18 protein-coding genes and 1 other annotated feature are annotated in these 17,924 nt (G+C 41.8%); of the genes, 9 read left to right on the top strand and 9 right to left on the bottom strand.

The genetic code is table 11. The features are described from left to right. The first annotated feature begins 22 nt into the window (after nt 1-22). Nucleotides 23-1,330 (top strand): aminotransferase class I/II-fold pyridoxal phosphate-dependent enzyme, encoded by a 1,308-nt coding sequence (locus MHI58_RS11630; RefSeq protein ID WP_039165881.1) that lies wholly within the window; start codon nt 23-25, stop codon nt 1,328-1,330. A gap of 44 nt (nt 1,331-1,374) precedes the next feature. Here the strand turns inward: MHI58_RS11630 and MHI58_RS11625 are convergent, their stop codons facing one another. Further along, nucleotides 1,375-2,139, bottom strand: coding sequence for an alpha/beta fold hydrolase (locus tag MHI58_RS11625; RefSeq protein WP_045034352.1), 765 nt, complete (start codon nt 2,137-2,139; stop codon nt 1,375-1,377). Nucleotides 2,140-2,258: 119 nt separating this feature from the next. Further along, entirely contained in the window at nt 2,259-3,275 is a 1,017-nt protein-coding gene (gene namA / locus MHI58_RS11620) for an NADPH dehydrogenase NamA (RefSeq protein WP_045034351.1), read from the bottom strand. A gap of 140 nt (nt 3,276-3,415) precedes the next feature. Here namA and MHI58_RS11615 point away from each other — a divergent pair, with 140 nt between their 5' ends. The 5 genes from MHI58_RS11615 (at nt 3,416) to MHI58_RS11595 (ending at nt 8,669) form a co-directional block, all read left to right on the top strand. Continuing rightward, complete coding sequence (locus tag MHI58_RS11615) at nt 3,416-5,029, top strand: M20/M25/M40 family metallo-hydrolase (protein ID WP_045034350.1); 1,614 nt, start codon at nt 3,416-3,418, stop codon at nt 5,027-5,029. Nucleotides 5,030-5,397: 368 nt separating this feature from the next. Further along, nucleotides 5,398-6,747, top strand: coding sequence for a coproporphyrinogen-III oxidase family protein (locus MHI58_RS11610; RefSeq protein ID WP_045034349.1), 1,350 nt, complete (start codon nt 5,398-5,400; stop codon nt 6,745-6,747). Then, nucleotides 6,747-8,003, top strand: coding sequence for an MFS transporter (locus MHI58_RS11605; protein WP_017367550.1), 1,257 nt, complete (start codon nt 6,747-6,749; stop codon nt 8,001-8,003). Before MHI58_RS11610 ends, MHI58_RS11605 begins: the two co-directional genes overlap by 1 nt. Then, entirely contained in the window at nt 7,972-8,511 is a 540-nt protein-coding gene (locus tag MHI58_RS11600; protein WP_017367549.1) for a DinB family protein, read from the top strand. Before MHI58_RS11605 ends, MHI58_RS11600 begins: the two co-directional genes overlap by 32 nt. Before the next feature lie 14 nt (nt 8,512-8,525). Further along, nucleotides 8,526-8,669, top strand: a complete 144-nt coding sequence (locus MHI58_RS11595; protein WP_017367548.1) for a hypothetical protein — start codon at nt 8,526-8,528, stop codon at nt 8,667-8,669. Between the two features lie 51 nt (nt 8,670-8,720). Here MHI58_RS11595 and proC read toward each other — a convergent pair whose 3' ends face one another. Next, nucleotides 8,721-9,548, bottom strand: a complete 828-nt coding sequence (gene proC, locus MHI58_RS11590; protein ID WP_045034348.1) for a pyrroline-5-carboxylate reductase — start codon at nt 9,546-9,548, stop codon at nt 8,721-8,723. Between the two features lie 41 nt (nt 9,549-9,589). Then, nucleotides 9,590-9,801: a binding site (T-box leader), on the bottom strand. A gap of 169 nt (nt 9,802-9,970) precedes the next feature. Between proC and MHI58_RS11585 the strand changes: the two genes are divergently transcribed. Further along, complete coding sequence (locus MHI58_RS11585; RefSeq protein WP_045034347.1) at nt 9,971-10,933, top strand: MBL fold metallo-hydrolase; 963 nt, start codon at nt 9,971-9,973, stop codon at nt 10,931-10,933. Further along, entirely contained in the window at nt 10,934-11,710 is a 777-nt protein-coding gene (locus MHI58_RS11580; protein ID WP_045034346.1) for an SDR family oxidoreductase, read from the top strand. It begins immediately after the preceding gene. A 16-nt stretch (nt 11,711-11,726) separates the two neighbouring features. Here MHI58_RS11580 and MHI58_RS11575 read toward each other — a convergent pair whose 3' ends face one another. The 3 genes from MHI58_RS11575 to MHI58_RS11565 are packed head-to-tail and all read right to left on the bottom strand — an operon-like array spanning nt 11,727 to nt 13,485. Next, nucleotides 11,727-11,918: a hypothetical protein gene (locus MHI58_RS11575; RefSeq protein WP_234710298.1), complete on the bottom strand. Its 192-nt coding sequence runs from the start codon at nt 11,916-11,918 to the stop codon at nt 11,727-11,729. 26 nt (nt 11,919-11,944) lie between these two features. Further along, nucleotides 11,945-12,139 carry a VOC family protein gene (locus MHI58_RS11570; RefSeq protein WP_234710297.1) on the bottom strand — a complete coding sequence of 65 codons (195 nt, stop codon included), beginning with the start codon at nt 12,137-12,139 and terminating at the stop codon, nt 11,945-11,947. A gap of 17 nt (nt 12,140-12,156) precedes the next feature. Next, complete coding sequence (locus MHI58_RS11565) at nt 12,157-13,485, bottom strand: CoA-disulfide reductase (RefSeq protein WP_045034345.1); 1,329 nt, start codon at nt 13,483-13,485, stop codon at nt 12,157-12,159. Between the two features lie 189 nt (nt 13,486-13,674). On the opposite strand from MHI58_RS11565, the gene coaA reads away from it, so the two are divergent. After that, on the top strand, nt 13,675-14,634 hold the full coding sequence (gene coaA, locus MHI58_RS11560; protein WP_008342294.1) for a type I pantothenate kinase: 960 nt from the start codon (nt 13,675-13,677) through the stop codon (nt 14,632-14,634). Between the two features lie 227 nt (nt 14,635-14,861). Here coaA and MHI58_RS11555 read toward each other — a convergent pair whose 3' ends face one another. The 3 genes from MHI58_RS11555 to MHI58_RS11545 all read right to left on the bottom strand — a co-directional run bounded on the left by MHI58_RS11555 (nt 14,862) and on the right by MHI58_RS11545 (nt 17,921). Next, nucleotides 14,862-16,097 (bottom strand): MFS transporter, encoded by a 1,236-nt coding sequence (locus MHI58_RS11555; protein WP_008343828.1) that lies wholly within the window; start codon nt 16,095-16,097, stop codon nt 14,862-14,864. Between the two features lie 231 nt (nt 16,098-16,328). Then, a complete protein-coding gene (locus tag MHI58_RS11550) occupies nt 16,329-16,673 on the bottom strand; it encodes a YolD-like family protein (RefSeq protein ID WP_045034344.1) in 345 nt (114 codons plus the stop codon). A gap of 15 nt (nt 16,674-16,688) precedes the next feature. Next, nucleotides 16,689-17,921 (bottom strand): DNA polymerase IV, encoded by a 1,233-nt coding sequence (locus MHI58_RS11545; protein ID WP_045034343.1) that lies wholly within the window; start codon nt 17,919-17,921, stop codon nt 16,689-16,691. Between the last annotated feature and the right edge of the window lie 3 nt (nt 17,922-17,924).

Raw genomic sequence — 17,924 nt, 5'->3', positions numbered from 1 at the left:
AATACGGGAGGCACAATCAAAGATGAGCGGTTTTACAGCGTTAAGTGAAGCAGAATTAAATGACCTATATGCAGCACGACAAAAAGAATATGAAACGTACAAAAGTAAAAACTTACACTTAGACATGTCTAGAGGGAAACCTTCACCAAAACAGCTCGATTTATCTATGGGCATGCTCGATGTCGTGACATCAAAGGATGCAATGACAGCTGAGGATGGTACAGATGTGCGAAACTATGGCGGCTTGACAGGCCTTCCTGAAACAAAGAAATTTTTTGCAAGTGTGCTCAATCTGAAGCCAGAACAAATCATCATTGGCGGTAATTCTAGTCTGAATATGATGCATGACACAATTGCACGTGCTATGACTCACGGCGTATATGGCAGCAAAACACCTTGGGGAGAGCTTCCAAAGGTAAAATTCCTTGCACCAAGCCCAGGATATGATCGTCATTTTGCCATTTGTGAGCATTTTAACATAGAGATGATTACGGTAGATATGAAGTCGGATGGACCTGACATGGATCAGGTGGAAAAATTGGTTGCAGAAGATGAAGCCATCAAAGGGATTTGGTGTGTACCGAAATATAGTAACCCTGACGGCATTACGTATTCAGATGAGGTTGTTGACCGTCTTGCTTCTATGCAGACAAAAGCAGACGACTTCCGTATTTTTTGGGATGATGCCTATGCAGTCCACCATCTAACAGATACGCCTGATACGTTAAAAGATATTTTTCAAGCAGTAGACAAAGCAGGACATGCAAACCGTGTGTTTATGTTCGCCTCTACTTCTAAAATTACGTTCCCAGGCTCAGGTGTTGCACTAATGGCATCTAGTCAGGACAACGTCAGCTTTATTCAAAAACAGCTATCAGTTCAAACCATTGGGCCAGATAAAATCAATCAATTAAGACACCTTCGTTTCTTCAAGAATCCAGAAGGATTGAAGGAACATATGAAAAAGCATGCAGCGATTATTAAGCCGAAATTTGACCTCGTTCTTTCGATCCTTGATGAAAAGCTTGGTGGAACAGGCATCGCTGAGTGGCACAAACCAAATGGCGGATATTTTATCAGCTTAAATACACTCGATCATTGTGCAAAAGCTGTTGTGCAAAAAGCGAAAGAAGCCGGTGTGACACTAACAGGTGCAGGGGCGACATATCCTTATGGAAACGATCCGCTTGATCGTAACATCCGTATTGCGCCAACGTTCCCAACACTTGAAGAACTAGAGCAGGCGATTGACATCTTTACGTTATGCGTTCAGCTTGTCAGCATTGAAAAGTTGCTGTCTGAGAAAAGTCAATCAGCACCAACGGTATAATGAAAAAACTCCTTGACTGATGTCCGGTCAAGGAGTTTTTGTTTTTAGTTGGCTGTTTGATAATAAGAGACAGGCTGTTTTGCTGCACACCATACATCATAAATCGCAAGCTGCACAATATGTGGTTCATCGTGATGAATATAGTGTGAGCTGTTCTGCGCCTGAATCCATCCGCTTTGGGATGACAATGTGAGCAGTCGTTTATGAAGCCTGAGCCAAGCTTCATGTGCTGGATGAAACAAGCGGCTTTTGCCTGATGAAATGACAAGAAGGGGCATCATCCCATAATGCGTTTGCTCCTCTTTGATCGTACGCAGCATTTGCTCAAAGTCCTCATGTGTACATTCTGCTGTGAACTGCGTCATATATGAAGTGCGTTCTTCCTTTGATAAGAGCGGCAGAATGACCTGCTCTTGCTCCTCACTTGCTGGGTCTAGAAGGACCATACCGATAACATCTTCTTTTCTGCGGCTTGCCCATAAGCGGCTGACAAGAGAGCCAAATGAGTGCGCCACAATGAGGAATGGCGGCTGAATATTGGCTTGATGTAAGAGTGTATCTAAATCATCCGCAAGATCATGTAAAGTTCTTCCTTCTTTGCTTTCACTGCTTTTTCCATTGCCTAAACGGTCATATAAGAAAACACCAAGCTCTGCGTCAATATCACGAGCGATATTCGCCCACGTATCGCCTGAAATACCATATCCTGCTTCAAAAATAATAGTGGCTTGCTTTTTTCCTTGACGATGCCTTGTATAAAAGTGATGTCCATCTATATGATACGTTCTTTCAATCAATGCCGAGTTCATTCTTCCATCTCCTCTAAGTGGTTCTTTAGCTAAAAGACGGCACAAAAGGCAAAGATGTTTCTCTTAAAAACAAAAAAGATGCCTATTTCAAAAAATAGACACCTTTTTGCTTAAAGATGTTACCAAGCGCGATCGTATTGGCGCGGGCTTTCGATGGATGTACGAAGCTCTTTAGCGGCTGTTTTTGGGAAATACGGATCCCGTAAAAATTCTCTGCCGATAAAGATCAAGTCAGCACGCTGATTTTGTAAAATTTCTTCGGCCTGTACACCAGATGTGATCATACCGACAGCGGCTGTTTGGATGCCGGCACCTTCTCTTATTTTCTCAGCAAAGGTGACTTGGTAGCCGGGGAATGTTTTAATACTGGCTTGCACCACAGCGCCTGAGCTCACATCAATTAGATCGACTCCTTGCTCTTTCAGCCATGCGGCAATGCCAATATAATCTGCAATATCTAGTCCTTTTGTTGTGTAATCAGAAGCGGATACACGGACAAATAATGGTCCATCCCACACTTCATTGACTGCATCAACCACTTCTCTCAAGAAGCGATAACGATTTTCAGGTGAACCGCCATATTCATCTGTCCGGTGATTGGCAAGCGGTGAGAGAAATTCGTTAATCAAATAGCCATGCGCACCATGAATCTCAATGATGTCAAATCCAGCTTTCTTGGCGCGGACAGCGGCATCTTGAAACGCCTGAACGGTGTCTTTTATTTGATCGATAGACATCTCAAGAGGTGTTTTAGATTGCTCGTCAAATGGAATGCTGGATGGAGCAAGAATGTCACCATCTAGCTCAGCCTTGCGTCCTGCATGGGCTAGCTGGATGGCCGTTTTTGTTCCGTACGCTTTGATTTGTTCGTTTAATGAGGCAAACCCTTCAATGTGCTCATCACTCCAAATTCCGAGGTCCTGATCACTAATTCTTCCCTCAGGTGAAACAGCACTTGCCTCGATCATAATTAATCCGGCCTGACCTTGCGCACGGGAAATATAATGTGCAAAGTGGAAAGGCTGTAATTTTCCATCACGGTCATAGGATGAATACATACACATCGGGGACATGACGATGCGGTTTTTGAGTGTGACACCTTTTAATGTCCAAGGTGAAAAAAGCTTTGTTTCCAATTACCTTCGCCTCCTCATAGAATGGTATAGCCGATTATAACAGCCATTCAAACATTCGTCATAAAAGGTGCTCAAACCATATAGCTTTTGAACATGATTTTGTATAATGAAAGATATGGACATCAAAGGGGGATAAACGGATGAAATGGCAAACGGAAAGTGAACTAAAGGAGCTACTCACAGCTCTGATGCAGTATGAAAGCATATCTGGTACAACGGGAGAAGTCGCATTAGCGGAATATTTATATTACTTGCTGAGGGAGCGGCCATATTTTGAGCAGCATCCTGATCACTTGGCTTTGCATCCAATGAAAGATGGCCGGTATTTTTTAACGGCACTTGTCAAACGAAGTACGCTGCCACGTACTGTTTTACTCCTCAGCCATTTTGATGTCGTCGATACAGAGGATTACGGAGAATTTCAAAATATGGCGTGTAAGCCCGAAGAGTTAATGGCGTCCTTTTCTCAAAAAAGTGCACTTCTTCCCAAAAGGGCAAGAGAGGATTTAGCTTCAGGTGACTGGCTGTTTGGACGAGGGTCCATGGATATGAAAGCAGGCCTGACTGTCCAGCTTTCCATGCTGGAAAGAGCGATGGCAGGGAGGTTTGAAGGAAATATTCTGCTCGTCACAGTGCCAGATGAAGAAGTGAATTCACAGGGAATGCTGGAGGCTGTTCCGAAACTAAAGGAGCTCAAGGAGACGTATGACCTTGAGTATACCGCTTGTTTAAACAGTGAGCCGATGTTTGAAAAGTATCCCGGGGATGCGCATCAATACATCTATACAGGTAGTATAGGGAAGGTACTTGCGGGATTTTTCTGCAAAGGAATTGAAACACATGTAGGTGAGCCCTTCTCAGGATTAAATGCAAATTTTATGGTATCTGAATTAAACAGGCTGTTAGAACTGAATAGTGATTATTGTGAGGAAGTAGATGGTGAAGTGACACCGCCTCCGACCAATTTGATGCAAAAGGATTTGAAAGAAGCTTACTCTGTTCAAACGCCTCACACGGCTGTTTCTTTATTTAATGTGCTGATGATGAACCGCTCTAGTGAAGAGCTTCACGGGCTCCTCTATGAAACTGCGAAACAAGCAGCAGCCCAAATCGAAGCCAATCTCAAACAGAAAACCGCTGCATTTCAACGCTTTAAACATTTTACACCCATCGATACAAACATCACGGTGTTAACGTATCATGAGCTGTACGAAAAAGCTGCTGAACGATCCGGCAAGCAGGAGGTCGAGCGAATTGTCAACTACGCCTTTGCCAACCGGGGTGAGCTTGGGGATCGTGATTTTTCAACCAAAATTGTATCAGAACTGACGACCCTTTGTAAGGAAGATGGCGCACTGATTGTGTTGTTTTATAGTCCGCCATTTTACCCATCTGTTTCTTCAACAAACGATCTGCATATTCAAACGACCTTAAAGAAGATTCAAAGAGAAGCAAAAGAGATCTATGGAATCGAAGTAGAAGAAGTCAAATATTTTCCTGGTTTATCTGATTTAAGCTACTTACAGCTTGAAAATCAAGATATAGACGATTATACAGCCAACATGCCGCTATACCAAAAAGGCTACTCGTTACCACAAGGAGAAAAAGAAGCTCTTAACGTACCTGTCATCAACGTTGGTCCATTAGGAAAGGATGCGCACAAATGGACAGAACGGCTGCATGTCCCATTCTCTTTTGGCGTTTTGCCGTCGCTCTTAGAAACAACAATTCATGCTTTATTAGAGAAAGAGTAAGCATATGTGGTGATAAGCCCTATCGTGATGATAGGGCTTTTTGTTGTGAATATATATTCTTTTTATTCTTCATTATGCCAGAAGTTATAGATGGAAATGGCAATGTGAAACGATAGAACTAACAAAAAATAGTTAAAATGATTGAAATATTCAGAAAAGTCTATTATAATCAATTATGTAATTAAGTAACAATTATTCTAATTATAAGGAGGTGATTTAAATGAAACGTAACGAATGGATTGCGATCTAAAAAATTACCGAATACTTACAAAACAGTGTGTACCGCAGAGAAGCGAATGATTTAGCTTCTCTGTGAATTTGTATAAGGACTAAAAATAGATGAGAGTTGGGTGAGAGAATTGTCAAATATGAAAAATTATTATGAAGAGCATCCGCCTTTATGGAATTTTCTTTATCCGTTTTTTGGTCAATCTAGCCAAGGAGGAGCACAATCTCGTGTGACAGAATTCATCCAAAAAGAACGAACATTTCAAAAAGGGAAAAATGCTTTATATTTACATATCCCTTTTTGTGATACCATCTGTTCGTTTTGCCCCTTTATTAAATCCACAAAATATGAGCCTATGATTGGAAAATATATTGATGCTTTAATCAATGAGATGCGCATTCTATCACAATCAACTAATATTCAAAAGATGACTTTTGATGTGGTATTTGTTGGTGGAGGGACGCCTTCCATTATGCCTCCTGAGCTGATTTATCGACTTTCGACTGCAATAAAAGAAAACTTCACATTATCACCTGACTATGAATGGACTTTTGAGTGTGAAGCAAAGACAGCTACACCAGAAAGAGTTGCTGCCATGTCTGAAGGTGGAGCAAATAGAGGGAGTTTTGGTGTCCAAACATTAAACGAACATTATCGGAAAATGTTCAATTTAACAGCTAGTTTTGATCAAATCTCTCAGACGGTAGACTTAATGAAGCGGCATTTCCAATCCTATAATATTGATTTATTATATCAGCTCCCTGGGCAAACGAAAGAAGAGATGATAGAGGACATAAATGGAGTGATGGCATTAGGAAGCACCAGTATTGATACGTATCCATTAGAATACATTGCATGTTCAAAGGGATGGTTATCAAAAATAAATAAAGGCAAAGTTCCTATGCCGCCCAATCCTAAAGAAAAGTTTGAGTTTAGCGATACACTCTATCGTCACTTAAAAACGAAGGGCTGGCATCAAAATTATGTCTATACGTTTATGGCTCCTGAGCATCAAAATAAACGTTTTCAATATGGCGAAGTGATTTACGGTGGTTATGAAGATCAATATATTGGACTGGGCACAGGTGCCATCTCGTACATGCAAGGTATGATTTGGGCAAATGAAGCAAATACCCAAAAATATATTGAAAACCTGACAAATCAAGAGTTACCTATCGTCAAATCTAGAGAGTATCATGCTTTTGATAGAAGACTTGTCTTTTTCCCTAAAACAATGAAAATAGAAAAAGCACATCTCAATCAAATGCCAAAGCGTGAAGAGATTTATCGTAAATTAGAATTACTCATGTTAAGAGGGATAGTTGAGGAGGCGGAGCAATATTTTGTGATAAAAGAAGAAGCGAAACCTTGGTATCCTGCGATTTTAGTTGATCTTATACCAGAAAAAGAAAGAGCTAATTATGATCAAGCCGTCGAGTTTATGCAAAAAGAATTAGGCTGGTATGAGACGACAGAGGTACTCCTCTAATGATTTTAAAGAAAGAAACGACATCGCTTTTTAAAAATCAGAACTTTGTCAGTTTCTTTATTGGACAAAACTTATCTGCTTTTGGAGATTGGTTTAGAACGATTGCTACGATTGGCTTAATCTATGAACTTACTGGCAGAGCGACCCACCTAAGTATTCTATTTATTTGTTCAATGCTTCCTCTCATTTTAACATCTATGCTTTTAAGCCCAATTATAGATAAGTTTTCTTATAAGAAAGTTGTGATTTTTGCAGATTTGGCACGATTTATAATAGGACTAGGCTTTGTTTTAGTAGTTACATTGAATGTGACACCGTTTATCCTTTATTTTTTACTAGCGTTAAATGGTGCTTTTTCAGGTATATACTTGCCTGCTCGTTCATCTATGATACCTGAAATCCTAGATAAAGAGCAGCTTTCTAAGGGAAATAGTATACTGGCAACGTCTTTTAGTGCCTCAATGCTGATTGCGACAGGTGTAGGCGGGTTGGTCACAGAAATCTGGTCCGTTTCCACCATTTATTTGGTGGATGCGATGACATTCTTATTATCGGCAATGCTGCTAATCCCTATTAAAGCGAAAGAAACATCTGAAAAAAAAGAGTATGTGTCATATGTTCAAAGCTTTAAAGAGGGCATTGAAGAAATCAAAGGGTCACCCAAAATTCAAAGTGCTATATGGATATTGATGTCTAGAGAATTCGCTTTAAGCATTGTTTATGTCATGTTTAGTTTGTACATTTTAGAAGTAGCAAAGGAAGGGAATTTTGGCTTGGGCCTTGGACATACAATAAGTGGACTAGGACAAATAATCGGAGGAATTACACTCGCAGCTTATTTTAAAAAGGCGAAATTCTCCTTTCAGTTTTATAAAAGATGGTCAACGGTATCGATCATATTGTTAGCGATATTACATGCACTGTCCTATCAACAAACAAATTTTATTGGATTTTTATTTGTTGTTTTATTAGCGAATCTATTATACAGCCCAGTCGAAGTTTTGTACTCTACAAATATTATGACATATGCAAGCAGTCATTTAAGAGCCCGGGTTTTTTCGGCAGGTCTTGCATTATCACGCATATTTTATATTAGTGGATTTATCATTATGGCGTTCATCGGAGATCTGATTCCTATTCATGTCATTGCTATGTGTATGGCAGGTCTTGTGATATTAGCTGGTTTGATGAACAACTTATTGTTACTAAAAGAGAAACAGCAAGATGAATCCAAAAGAGAAATGCATTCACTATAAAGGAGACTTTGATTACGCAATGGAAACCGGAAAATTAACAAAAACAGAAATCGTCACATCACTTCGAGAAAGTATTCGTGAGCTTGAGGAGCTAGTGCAGGCATGTGATGAGCGCACATTAGATCAATCTTTAGAAGAAGGCAAGTGGACTATTAAACAAATCACTGGCCATTTGTATGATACAGAGGAAGTCTGGTCGAAGCGGATAGAGCAGGTACTTTCAAATGAGAACATACCTTTCCAATCGTATGATCCTGAGATTTATGTGAAGGAAAGAGCTTATGAAAGGTACACCGCACAAGAGATTCGTGCTTTGATTGAGCGCCTAAAAGAGAGCAGAAACAACACACTCCAGCTATTACACGAGGATACATGGGATTGCTCTGGCTTTCATCCTGAAGAAGGGGCGATGACAGTCCAAATTTTAGCTGAAACCATTGCTTTACATGAAAATCATCACCTCGCCCAAATAAAAGCCATCCTATCCATGAGCAAATCATCTATATGAGGAGGTGCTAATCAATGAAGCACCAAGAATTGTTGATTGATGTTCATTTTTATCAAGCGCGTGATTATCTAATAGAACAAGCCGCTTTAAATAAAGAACAGAAAGAACCAAAAGATCAATCACACTGCTTGAATTCAATGACGAGCGAGGAAAAATAGATGGACATATGTAAAAAAAGCACCTGTCATCAAAACAGGTGCTTTTTCATATCACTTATACGTACTCGCTGAAAACATGTCGTTTAATTCTGCTGCGCGTTTTGTCGCTGTTTTCACACAATCGACAATCGCTTCTTCAAATTGATAGGAAGCAAGGGTATTCAGTCCTGCTTCTGTCGTTCCACCTTCGCTCGTAATTTCTTTGCGCAATTCAGCAGGTTCCTTACCGCTATCCTGAAGCATATTTGCAGCGCCTGCAATCATTTGACAAATGAGCAATTTCGCTGTCTCTTGGTCCATCCCAAGTTCCGATGCACCTCGCTCCATTCCTTCAATCAAATGATAAATAAAGGCAGGACCGCTGCCTGCAATGGCTGTGACCGCATTCAGCTGTGATTCATCTAAAACCGTCACATGACCGATCGTTTCAAACAGCTGAACTGCTTTTTCCTGTTGCGCCTCTGTGACTTCATCACTGACAGCAATGCCAGTAGCTGATTGTTGTATGGCTGCTGATGTATTTGGCATCGCACGAACCACCGCCGTTTTTGCGCCAGCATATTGCTGAATGGTTTCAATAGAAATGCCCGCTAAAATAGAAATAATCAGCTGTCCATTTAAATGGGGCCTTACTTCAGAAATGCCACTTTCCGCATCTTTTGGTTTTAAAGCAAACACCAGCATATCGGCTTCTTCATAAATAAAGGAACGAGCGAAATCTGTTTTGACTCCATAACGTGCATTTAATTCTTCTAATCGTTTTTCATTTGTTTTATTTGTGACAATGATATCTTCATTTGACATAATGCCGCTCTTTAAAAGACCTTTAATCATAGACTCGGCCATTGAGCCTGCACCAATAAATCCAATTTTACTCATAAGCTGCTCCTCCTTGTAGAAAATAAAAAAACCTCTCGTCTGCAAAGGACGAAAGGTTTTTCGCGGTACCACCCTCAATTAGCATGCAATTATACATACTCAGCTCTAGTCCCTTAACGCGGGAAACGTTTAGGTTTGCCTAACAGCTCAAAGGGCAGGTTCAGCAAATAAGAGGATGGTGAAGTCTTACAGCCGGCGGACCTCACTCTCTTGCATCGTTATTTTGCTTACTAATCCTTGTCATCGCGCATCTTATATTTGTTGTTCATTATGCAACGATGGACAAGTTTGTGTCAATAGGGAGAGATAAAAAAATTGACCATCTAAACCGCATGACAGTCTGCCCTTTGCAAGATACAATGAATAAAGAAGAGTGAGTTCAGATGATCTATGAGTCAAAATTCAGGAGATGACGTATAAAAGTGAAAGAAGAAATGATTCAATTATCCATCCCTACACCGTTTGCGGTGGGGGATGTCCATGCATATGTATTAAAAGGCGATGCCGTGACCTTAGTCGATTGCGGACCGATGACACAAGAGGCGCAGCATGCCTTTGTCACGCAATTAAAGGAACATCATTTATCAATAGATGATATTGATCAAGTGGTTTTGACACATCATCATGCAGATCATGTCGGTCTTTTAGATCTGATGAAACCCCATGTCCGTGTCATCGGACACGAGTTGAATGAGCCCTATATTAGTCAGGATGAAGCGTTTAAACAGCGTCAAATCCATTTTATGAATGATTTTTTTCAGCAGTTAGGTGTGCCGCTTCGTCAAGGTGAGTGTGAAAGAATTGTGAGGCAGTCCTATACATATTCATGTACGGCACATGTCGATGACGTCATAAAAGAAGGCGATCGTTTGAAGGGACATGAGCACTTCCAAGTGCTGGAGACCCCGGGACATGCACAATCTCATCTTTCTTTTTTAGATGAAACAACAGGGAATTTCATCGGCGGTGATCTGCTGCTTACGACCATTTCTTCCAATCCGTTAATGGAAGCGCCAATGAAAGGAACAGAACGTCAAAAATCGCTGCTTCAATATAAAGCATCACTCGAGCGTTTATTGCATTTGCCCATTCAGACGATTTATCCAGGGCATGGCCAGCTCATTACCTCTCATCACGAATTGATCGAAGAAAGATTTAAAAAACAGGAAAAACGGGCAAATACGATGTATCAGCTGCTTCAACGAAAAGAAATGACCGCCTTTCATCTTTGTCGCACCCTATTTCCGGGCCTGTATGAAGAAGCATTATTTCTGACAATGTCTGAGACAGTCGGACAGCTTGATGTGCTTTTAGCGGCTGGACATATTGAAGAAGTGCAAAAAGACGGAACCCTCTACTATCGAGCAAATGAAGGAGTGAAATAAATGGGGCGACTAACAGGAAAGAGAATATGGATTACAGGTGCTTCAGGCGGTATTGGTGAAAAGATGGCGTACTTGGCAGCAGCCGAAGGAGCAGAAATCATTGTGTCGGCAAGACGAATTGAAAAGCTCGCAGGTGTACAAGAAAAGATTATAAGTGCTGGCGGCGTATGTCACATCGTTCAGCTTGATGTCAGTCAGCTTGAGGACATTGATCAAGCCTATCAACAAGTGGGTGCTGTTGATATTTTGGTGAACAATGCCGGCTTTGGTGTGTTCGATCTCGTCGAAGACGCATCCATTGAGGAAATGGTGTCGATGTTTGAGGTCAATGTCTTTGGTTTAATTGCCTGCACAAAAAAGGTCCTTCCTGAAATGAAACAAAGAGGGAAGGGACATATTATCAATATTGCGTCACAGGCAGGCAAAATTGCCACCCCTAAATCCGCCATCTATTCCGCATCAAAACATGCGGTTCTCGGATTTTCAAACAGCCTCAGAATGGAGCTGGCAGACAGCGGAATTCATGTCACAACCGTCAATCCAGGACCGATTGCCACAGACTTCTTTACCATTGCAGATCGCAGTGGTGAATATGTGAAAAATGTTGATTTTATGATGCTCAGTGCTGACAAGGTAGCAGGGAAGGTCGTATCCGCCATGATGACGAAAAAAAGAGAGATTAATTTACCAGGATGGATGAGTGCTGGCAGTAAATTGTATCAATTATTCCCGTTTTTATTTGAAAAAGCAGCACGTAAAGCGATGATGAAAAAATAACAAAAAAAGAAACCGGTCACAGGCTGGTTTCTTTTTTTGTTTGATGGGGCTTAATATTGGTGACGCCAAAGACATTGCCATCAACATCTTCGAAGCTAAAACCGCCTAAGTCTGTGTCAGCTAATATTTGAATATTCGATACGGTCACTTCATGCTCGCTTAAATACTGGTGAAAGTTTTTTAAATCCTTCACAAATAGATCAATCATACTATGCCGAACTCCTGTAAAAGAGTTCATAAAGTAGATTCGTTTCTCGTGTTTTGTTTTGACGAGATAAAATAAGGTCCCTCGCCATGGGTAAAAGTGAGCATGGCGGCTTCTTCTGATTGATGTAAAACGATCATCTCTAAAATCTGTTCATACCAAGAGACAGCCCGGGGGATATCAGTCACAGGAATTTCAATCGTAGCAATTTGTTGAATGGTCAATGGCTTCACTCCTTTTTCTATATTCGTCTTGCCGCTTGCTGAAGTGGGTCCCATACACTGTTAAAAGGAGGGGCATAGCTAATATCTAAATCTTCAAGGTCTGTCACAGTCAGCCCTTGATAAAGAGCAGTTGCCATGACATCAATTCGTTTATCAACACCTTCTTTACCGATGATTTGTGCGCCAAGCAAGGTGTGATCATCGCTTCTGTAAATCAGTTTCACTTTCATCTTATCTGCATCTGGGTAATATCCAGCGTGGTCAGTGCTGTCGATGGTGATGGTGGAGAAAGGAAGGCCCGCGTCTTTTGCTTCTTTCTCTGACAAACCTGTTCGTCCCGCCGTCACGTCCATAAATTTCATCACCGCTGTGCCGGTTACGCCTTGAAACGCGCGGTTTGTTCCTGTCATATGAAAGCCTGCGATTCTTCCTTGTTTATTTGCTGTCGTGCCGAGCGGAATATAGTCCAGTTCCTTTTTGATACGGTGGTAGGTCGCTGCGCAGTCACCCGCCGCATAGATATCTTGTACATTCGTCTGCATGTATTCATTCACAACAACTGCACCATTTTGAAGACGCTGAATTCCTGTGCTGTCTAAAAAGGATGTTTGCGGAGTGACGCCAACGGCAATGATGACCATATCTGTTTCAATTGTCTGTTTGTCTGTTTGAACAGCTGTTACATGTGTCTTGCCCTTCAATTTTTGCACTGTTTCACCAAGTACTACTTGAATGCTTTGATTGTCCGCTTCTTCTTTCAGATATTTTGCCATATCGGGATCAAAGCCTGGGCCAAGTGTTGCACCCCGCTGAATGATATGAACATCTTTGCCTAGCCCTTTTAAATTTTCTGCCATTTCTAAGCCGATATATCCTCCGCCGATGATCGTGATATGTGTGACGTCTTTTTTTAGATTGTCTAAAATAGACAGCGCATGCGGGATTGTTTTTAATACGTGGACACCTTCTAATGAATGACTGTCTAGATTAAGTGTGACGGGGCTTGCTCCTGTCGCAATTAACAGACGGTCATACGTTTCTGTAAAGGGCTCTTTTGTTTTAGAATGAATACCCGATACTGTTTTTTGCTCTGGGTCAATTGAGGTCACTTCGTGTAAGCATCTGGCATCAATTCCGTATTTGTCACGAAAAGTGTCAGCGCTGCGTGCGATGAGTTTTCTGTGATGATCAATGAGACCGCCGATCAAGTAGGGGAGTCCGCACTGTCCATATGAGAAAATCTCTCCTTTTTCAAAAGCTACAATTTGCGCGTCTGGATCCTCTCTATATATTTGCATAGCGCAGCTCATTCCTGCTGCATCTCCGCCAATCATCACATATTTCATTTGGTGTGCTCCCTTCTATCTATCAAACTGAATACTCTTATTTACCCTCATTTTCCTTTATTTAATGCTTTTTTTTTCGCAAAAGAAGCAAACTTTCGTTGAAAAATAAAGACAGCGCCTTCATTTTAAGCTACAATCGGATTATCGTCTTTTTGGTTATGAGTTTAGTTTAGATTGGTGGGAAAGACTTTGGGTGACGAACGACTAGATTTTAATACACTATATACACGCCATACGAGAGAGGCATGGGCCGCTCTTGGAGAATATATGCCGGTATCTGTTTCAGAAGAAGAAGTGAGAGCACTTCAAGGATTAAACGACTACTTATCGCTAGAAGAAGTGCGAGATATTTACATACCACTTATTCGTTTTCTGACATTACATGTCTTTGCAGAAAAACAAAAAAATCAGCATGTCAATGCTTTTTTAAACTACCCGCATCATGCGAAAATCCCTTTTTTAATTGGGATTGCAGGAAGTGTGGCCGTCGGAAAAAGCACGACAGCACGTATCATTGAAACACTTTTATCAAGGCTTGGAGATGGGCTGAAGGTGAGTCTCGTAACAACGGACGGCTTTTTGTATCCTCAAAAAGAGTTAAAAGATCGGGGGCTGATGGAAAAGAAAGGCTTCCCGGAAAGCTATGATGTTAAAGCGCTACTTTCGTTTTTAAATGAATTAAAATCAGGGAAACAAACTGTGCATGCACCTGTATATTCACATCTGACCTATGACCGTCTTGAAGGGGTGTATGAAACAGTAGAAGATGCAGATATTGTCATCATTGAAGGGATCAATGTGTTGCAATCACCGGCACTGGATGATCTGAAGGATGAGCCGCGCGTGTTTGTATCAGATTACTTCGATTTTTCGATTTATGTAGATGCCGCTGAGACGCAAATTCAATGCTGGTATAAAGAACGGTTCCGTTTGTTGCGGGAAACAGCCTTCCAAGACCCTGAATCCTTCTTTCATCAATACAAAGATTTGACGGATGAAGAAGCAGATCAGATGGCAAGCACGATTTGGAATACAGTGAACCGGCCAAATTTATATGAAAATATTTTGCCGACAAAATATAGAGCCGATTTGATTTTAAAAAAAGGCGATCAGCATAAGGTGGAAGAGATCGCCATCCGCAGGGTATAAAGAAAACCGCTCAATTGAGAGCGGTTTTAGATTGTTGACAAAGGGCTAAAATGAACGTTATTTTAGCCCTTTGTCTTCTTTTCAGCGTGATAGAAAACCTTTGAAGTCTAGGAAGGACAGCTACTTTTACGGAGCGAATTTGACATTCGTGAGTACCAGCGCGCAGGACTGACAAAGAATGCGAGGGTTTGTCTACACGCTGAAACCGCTCAATTGAGAGCGGTTTTTTAATGACCTCCACTTACTTTCACAGCCACGGCAGCCGCCGTTCGTTTTTTTAGGCGGTAGTATCCGATGAGTAAAAACGGAACGCCTGCAGCGGTGACAATCGCCAAGACTGAAAAAATAGAAAGGGGATGGGCTGCGCCAAATAAGTCAATACACAATCCTCCGACAAACGGTCCGACGACGCTGCCGAGCTGAGAAAACCCCATTGCGCCGAAGTATGACCCTTTCACTTCAGGTTTTGCAATATTGTCTACAAACAGATCCATCATCGCAAAGAGTAGCACTTCACCAATCGTAAACACGACAATGATAAAAGCAAGCGTACCGAGACTTTGTGAAAAAGCAATGGCAAACAAACTGCCTGCTAGAAGCACGTTCCCAGTCGTTAACGACAAAATCGTTGAATAGCGCTTAGCGATCATAATCAGCGGGTACTGAACGACAATGACAACCACTGCGTTTAAGGATAAAAGATACCCAAACAGTTTAGGTCCATCCTCAATCATAGGGGATGCCGATAAATATTGAGGCAGTGTTGAGCTTAGGTGTGAATAGCCAAATGAACATAAAGTAACGCCAATGAGGATGATGCTAAAGACCGTATCTTTTTGAATAATGGAAAGAGCTTTTTTGACGCCGATTTGTTTGGTGCTTTCTGGAGCAGCCACTGGATGCTTTTGAAATTGCCATGCCAGCGTTAACCCGTACAACAAGTAAATGAGGGCAGCGACGAGAAATGGAAAAGTCGTTTTTGATGACCCGAGATATAAGCCAAGCAGCGGGCCGAAAATGACACCAATGTTAATGGCCGTATACCGTAAGTTAAAGACAAACAACCGAATGCTCGATGGAGTGACATCGGATAAGAGTGCTTTAGACGTTGGTTCAAACAGCGCCCGGCACAGTCCATTTAAAGCATTCATAAAAAAGAAGACCCAAATGGCATCTGCAAACGCGAAGCCAACAAAGACAAGTGTCCAGCCAAAGATGGATAAAAGCATGACCTTTTTTCTGCCGATTCGGTCGGAAACATAGCCGCCGTAAAAACTCGCAACAATCCCAATAAGAGAGCTGACGGCAATGATCAATCCAGCTGAAGAGGCTGAGGCGCCTTTGACTTGTGTCAAATAAACGGCTAAAAAGGGAATGCTCATGGATGTCGCCATTCGGCCAAATATCGTGCCGATGATGATCGTCCAACTAAGTGGATGTAAAGTGCGTAAGTTATTTTTCATGCTGTGTCTCCCCTGAGTTTGTAAGATGTTCCAATCATACATGAAAAATTGTGCAAATTAAATACACAATTTGATGGAGGAGTCATCCGTCAAATGACAGAGAAGCTTGAACCGTTCCGTTCATTCGAAGAGCATATGCCTCGTTTTCAAGGTTTTAAGCCTTGATGGATCATAATTTTTTCAGAAAAACGAAGCGTGTTTTTCAATGATCATGTTTTCGTTTTGCGAAAATCAATTGAGATCGATGGCAATAATTTGATGTAAGGAAAGGTTTAGAACATCTTCGTCATTCACGATTTTCATTTGGCGTGTTTCATAATGAATGGCTTTCACCCAGCCCCAAAATTGTGCTTTCATGCCGGATGAGACATATGTCACGCAAATCGCTTGATCCTCGGTAATCGACTGTGTGATCAAAATATTCATTTCCTCTAGCTGATCTGAGCTGAGCGGTAGAGGTGTATATTCTTTTTTCTTTCGTTTTTGAGCAAGAAGCTGCTCCCGGTGCTCTGGTAGCATCATTCGGCTTGATTCCCACATGATGTTGTATCCAGGTGTTAATTTATTGGGATTCATGCTTGTTCGCCTCCGTTATTTGTAATGCCCGCCAATTTTTTCGGCGCGGTGATATGCCTGCCCTGCGCTTGTCAGTGACGAAGCATGCAGCAATGCCGCAGGTCCATATTTCAGATGGATTTCATCAAATACTTTGCTGAGTTGATCTTTCTTCAAATGATGATCAAATAAAGTTAGCTGATAGTGGCTGTCAGGCTGCAGCTGTGAGAGGGTAATGCCTACACTGCGAATGGGCTGGCCATCCCAGTGTTGCTGGCATAGCTGAATCGCTGCCTCTGCAATATCTGAGCCATACTGTGTCGGTGAATGAAGCTTCATTTGTCGATGAAAGCCTGTTGGATGTGAAAAATCAGCCCCTCTTACACCAACAGACACCGTTTGACCGAGATAATGCTTAAAACGTGCCCGCCGAGCGACTTCCTCACTCAATTCAAGAAGAGCAACTTTGATCTCCTCAAAAGATGCGTAATCACGGGGAAGGGTCATATGATGCCCAACGGCTTTTTGCTGATCATGTGTGTGAATAGTGACTGGAGAGGGATCGTGTCCTAAAGCTGTTCGCTGCAGAAGCTCCCCATTGATTCCCCAGCGTTTTTTTAATCGGTCTAACGGATAAGTAGCAAGTGTGCCAATGGTACTGATGCCCATTCGTTTCAAATGATGCTCCATTCGTTTGCCGACGCCAAATAATTTCCCGATTGGAAGCGGCCATAAATCAGCAGCAACTCGGTCGGCACTCAGTTCATAGATGCCGGATGTGTTTTTTTTGGCAAAATGGTCACAGGCCATTTTAGCGAGCACTTTATTAGGGCCGATGCCCACACGTGCGTAAATGCCAGTCTGGTTCATAATCGTTGTTTGTATATGTTGAGCGATCTCATGTGGAGAGCCGAATAGTGTAAGACTGCCTGTAATATCAAGAAACTGTTCATCAATGGAATATGGCTCGACAAGGTCTGTGTATTGTTCAAGCAGTTCTGTCATCATGACAGAGACATCGAGATAGCGCTGCATACGTGGACGTACGACCACTGCTTCAGGACATTTCTCCTGTGCTTCCCATAACCTTGATGCATTTTGTACGCCACGTTTCTTCGCGAGAGGGCAGGCTGCCAGGACGACTCCGCTTCTTCGTTCTGGATCTCCAGAGACAATGAGCGGCACATTCTCCAAATGAGGCGCCTCCACTTTCTCGACTGATGCATAAAATGACTGCATATCCACAAGCAGAATGGCTCGTTCATTCATTGT

This window comes from Bacillus sp. FSL K6-2869, assembly GCF_040869405.1.
Classification (GTDB): Bacteria; Bacillota; Bacilli; order Bacillales; family Bacillaceae; genus Bacillus; species Bacillus altitudinis.
Note: the sequence above shows the minus strand (reverse complement) of the source record. Positions and strands in the feature narration are given on the sequence as shown.

Coding starts and splice junctions, on each gene's coding strand:
- MHI58_RS11630 (WP_039165881.1), top strand. CDS start 23: ATGAGCGGTTTTACAGCGTTAAGTGAAGCAGAATTAAATGACCTATAT.
- MHI58_RS11625 (WP_045034352.1), bottom strand. CDS start 2,139: ATGAACTCGGCATTGATTGAAAGAACGTATCATATAGATGGACATCAC.
- MHI58_RS11615 (WP_045034350.1), top strand. CDS start 3,416: ATGAAATGGCAAACGGAAAGTGAACTAAAGGAGCTACTCACAGCTCTG.
- MHI58_RS11610 (WP_045034349.1), top strand. CDS start 5,398: ATGAAAAATTATTATGAAGAGCATCCGCCTTTATGGAATTTTCTTTAT.
- MHI58_RS11605 (WP_017367550.1), top strand. CDS start 6,747: ATGATTTTAAAGAAAGAAACGACATCGCTTTTTAAAAATCAGAACTTT.
- MHI58_RS11600 (WP_017367549.1), top strand. CDS start 7,972: ATGAATCCAAAAGAGAAATGCATTCACTATAAAGGAGACTTTGATTAC.
- MHI58_RS11595 (WP_017367548.1), top strand. CDS start 8,526: ATGAAGCACCAAGAATTGTTGATTGATGTTCATTTTTATCAAGCGCGT.
- proC (WP_045034348.1), bottom strand. CDS start 9,548: ATGAGTAAAATTGGATTTATTGGTGCAGGCTCAATGGCCGAGTCTATG.
- MHI58_RS11580 (WP_045034346.1), top strand. CDS start 10,934: ATGGGGCGACTAACAGGAAAGAGAATATGGATTACAGGTGCTTCAGGC.
- MHI58_RS11575 (WP_234710298.1), bottom strand. CDS start 11,918: ATGATTGATCTATTTGTGAAGGATTTAAAAAACTTTCACCAGTATTTA.
- MHI58_RS11565 (WP_045034345.1), bottom strand. CDS start 13,485: ATGAAATATGTGATGATTGGCGGAGATGCAGCAGGAATGAGCTGCGCT.
- MHI58_RS11555 (WP_008343828.1), bottom strand. CDS start 16,097: ATGAAAAATAACTTACGCACTTTACATCCACTTAGTTGGACGATCATC.
- MHI58_RS11550 (WP_045034344.1), bottom strand. CDS start 16,673: ATGAATCCCAATAAATTAACACCTGGATACAACATCATGTGGGAATCA.
- MHI58_RS11545 (WP_045034343.1), bottom strand. CDS start 17,921: ATGAATGAACGAGCCATTCTGCTTGTGGATATGCAGTCATTTTATGCA.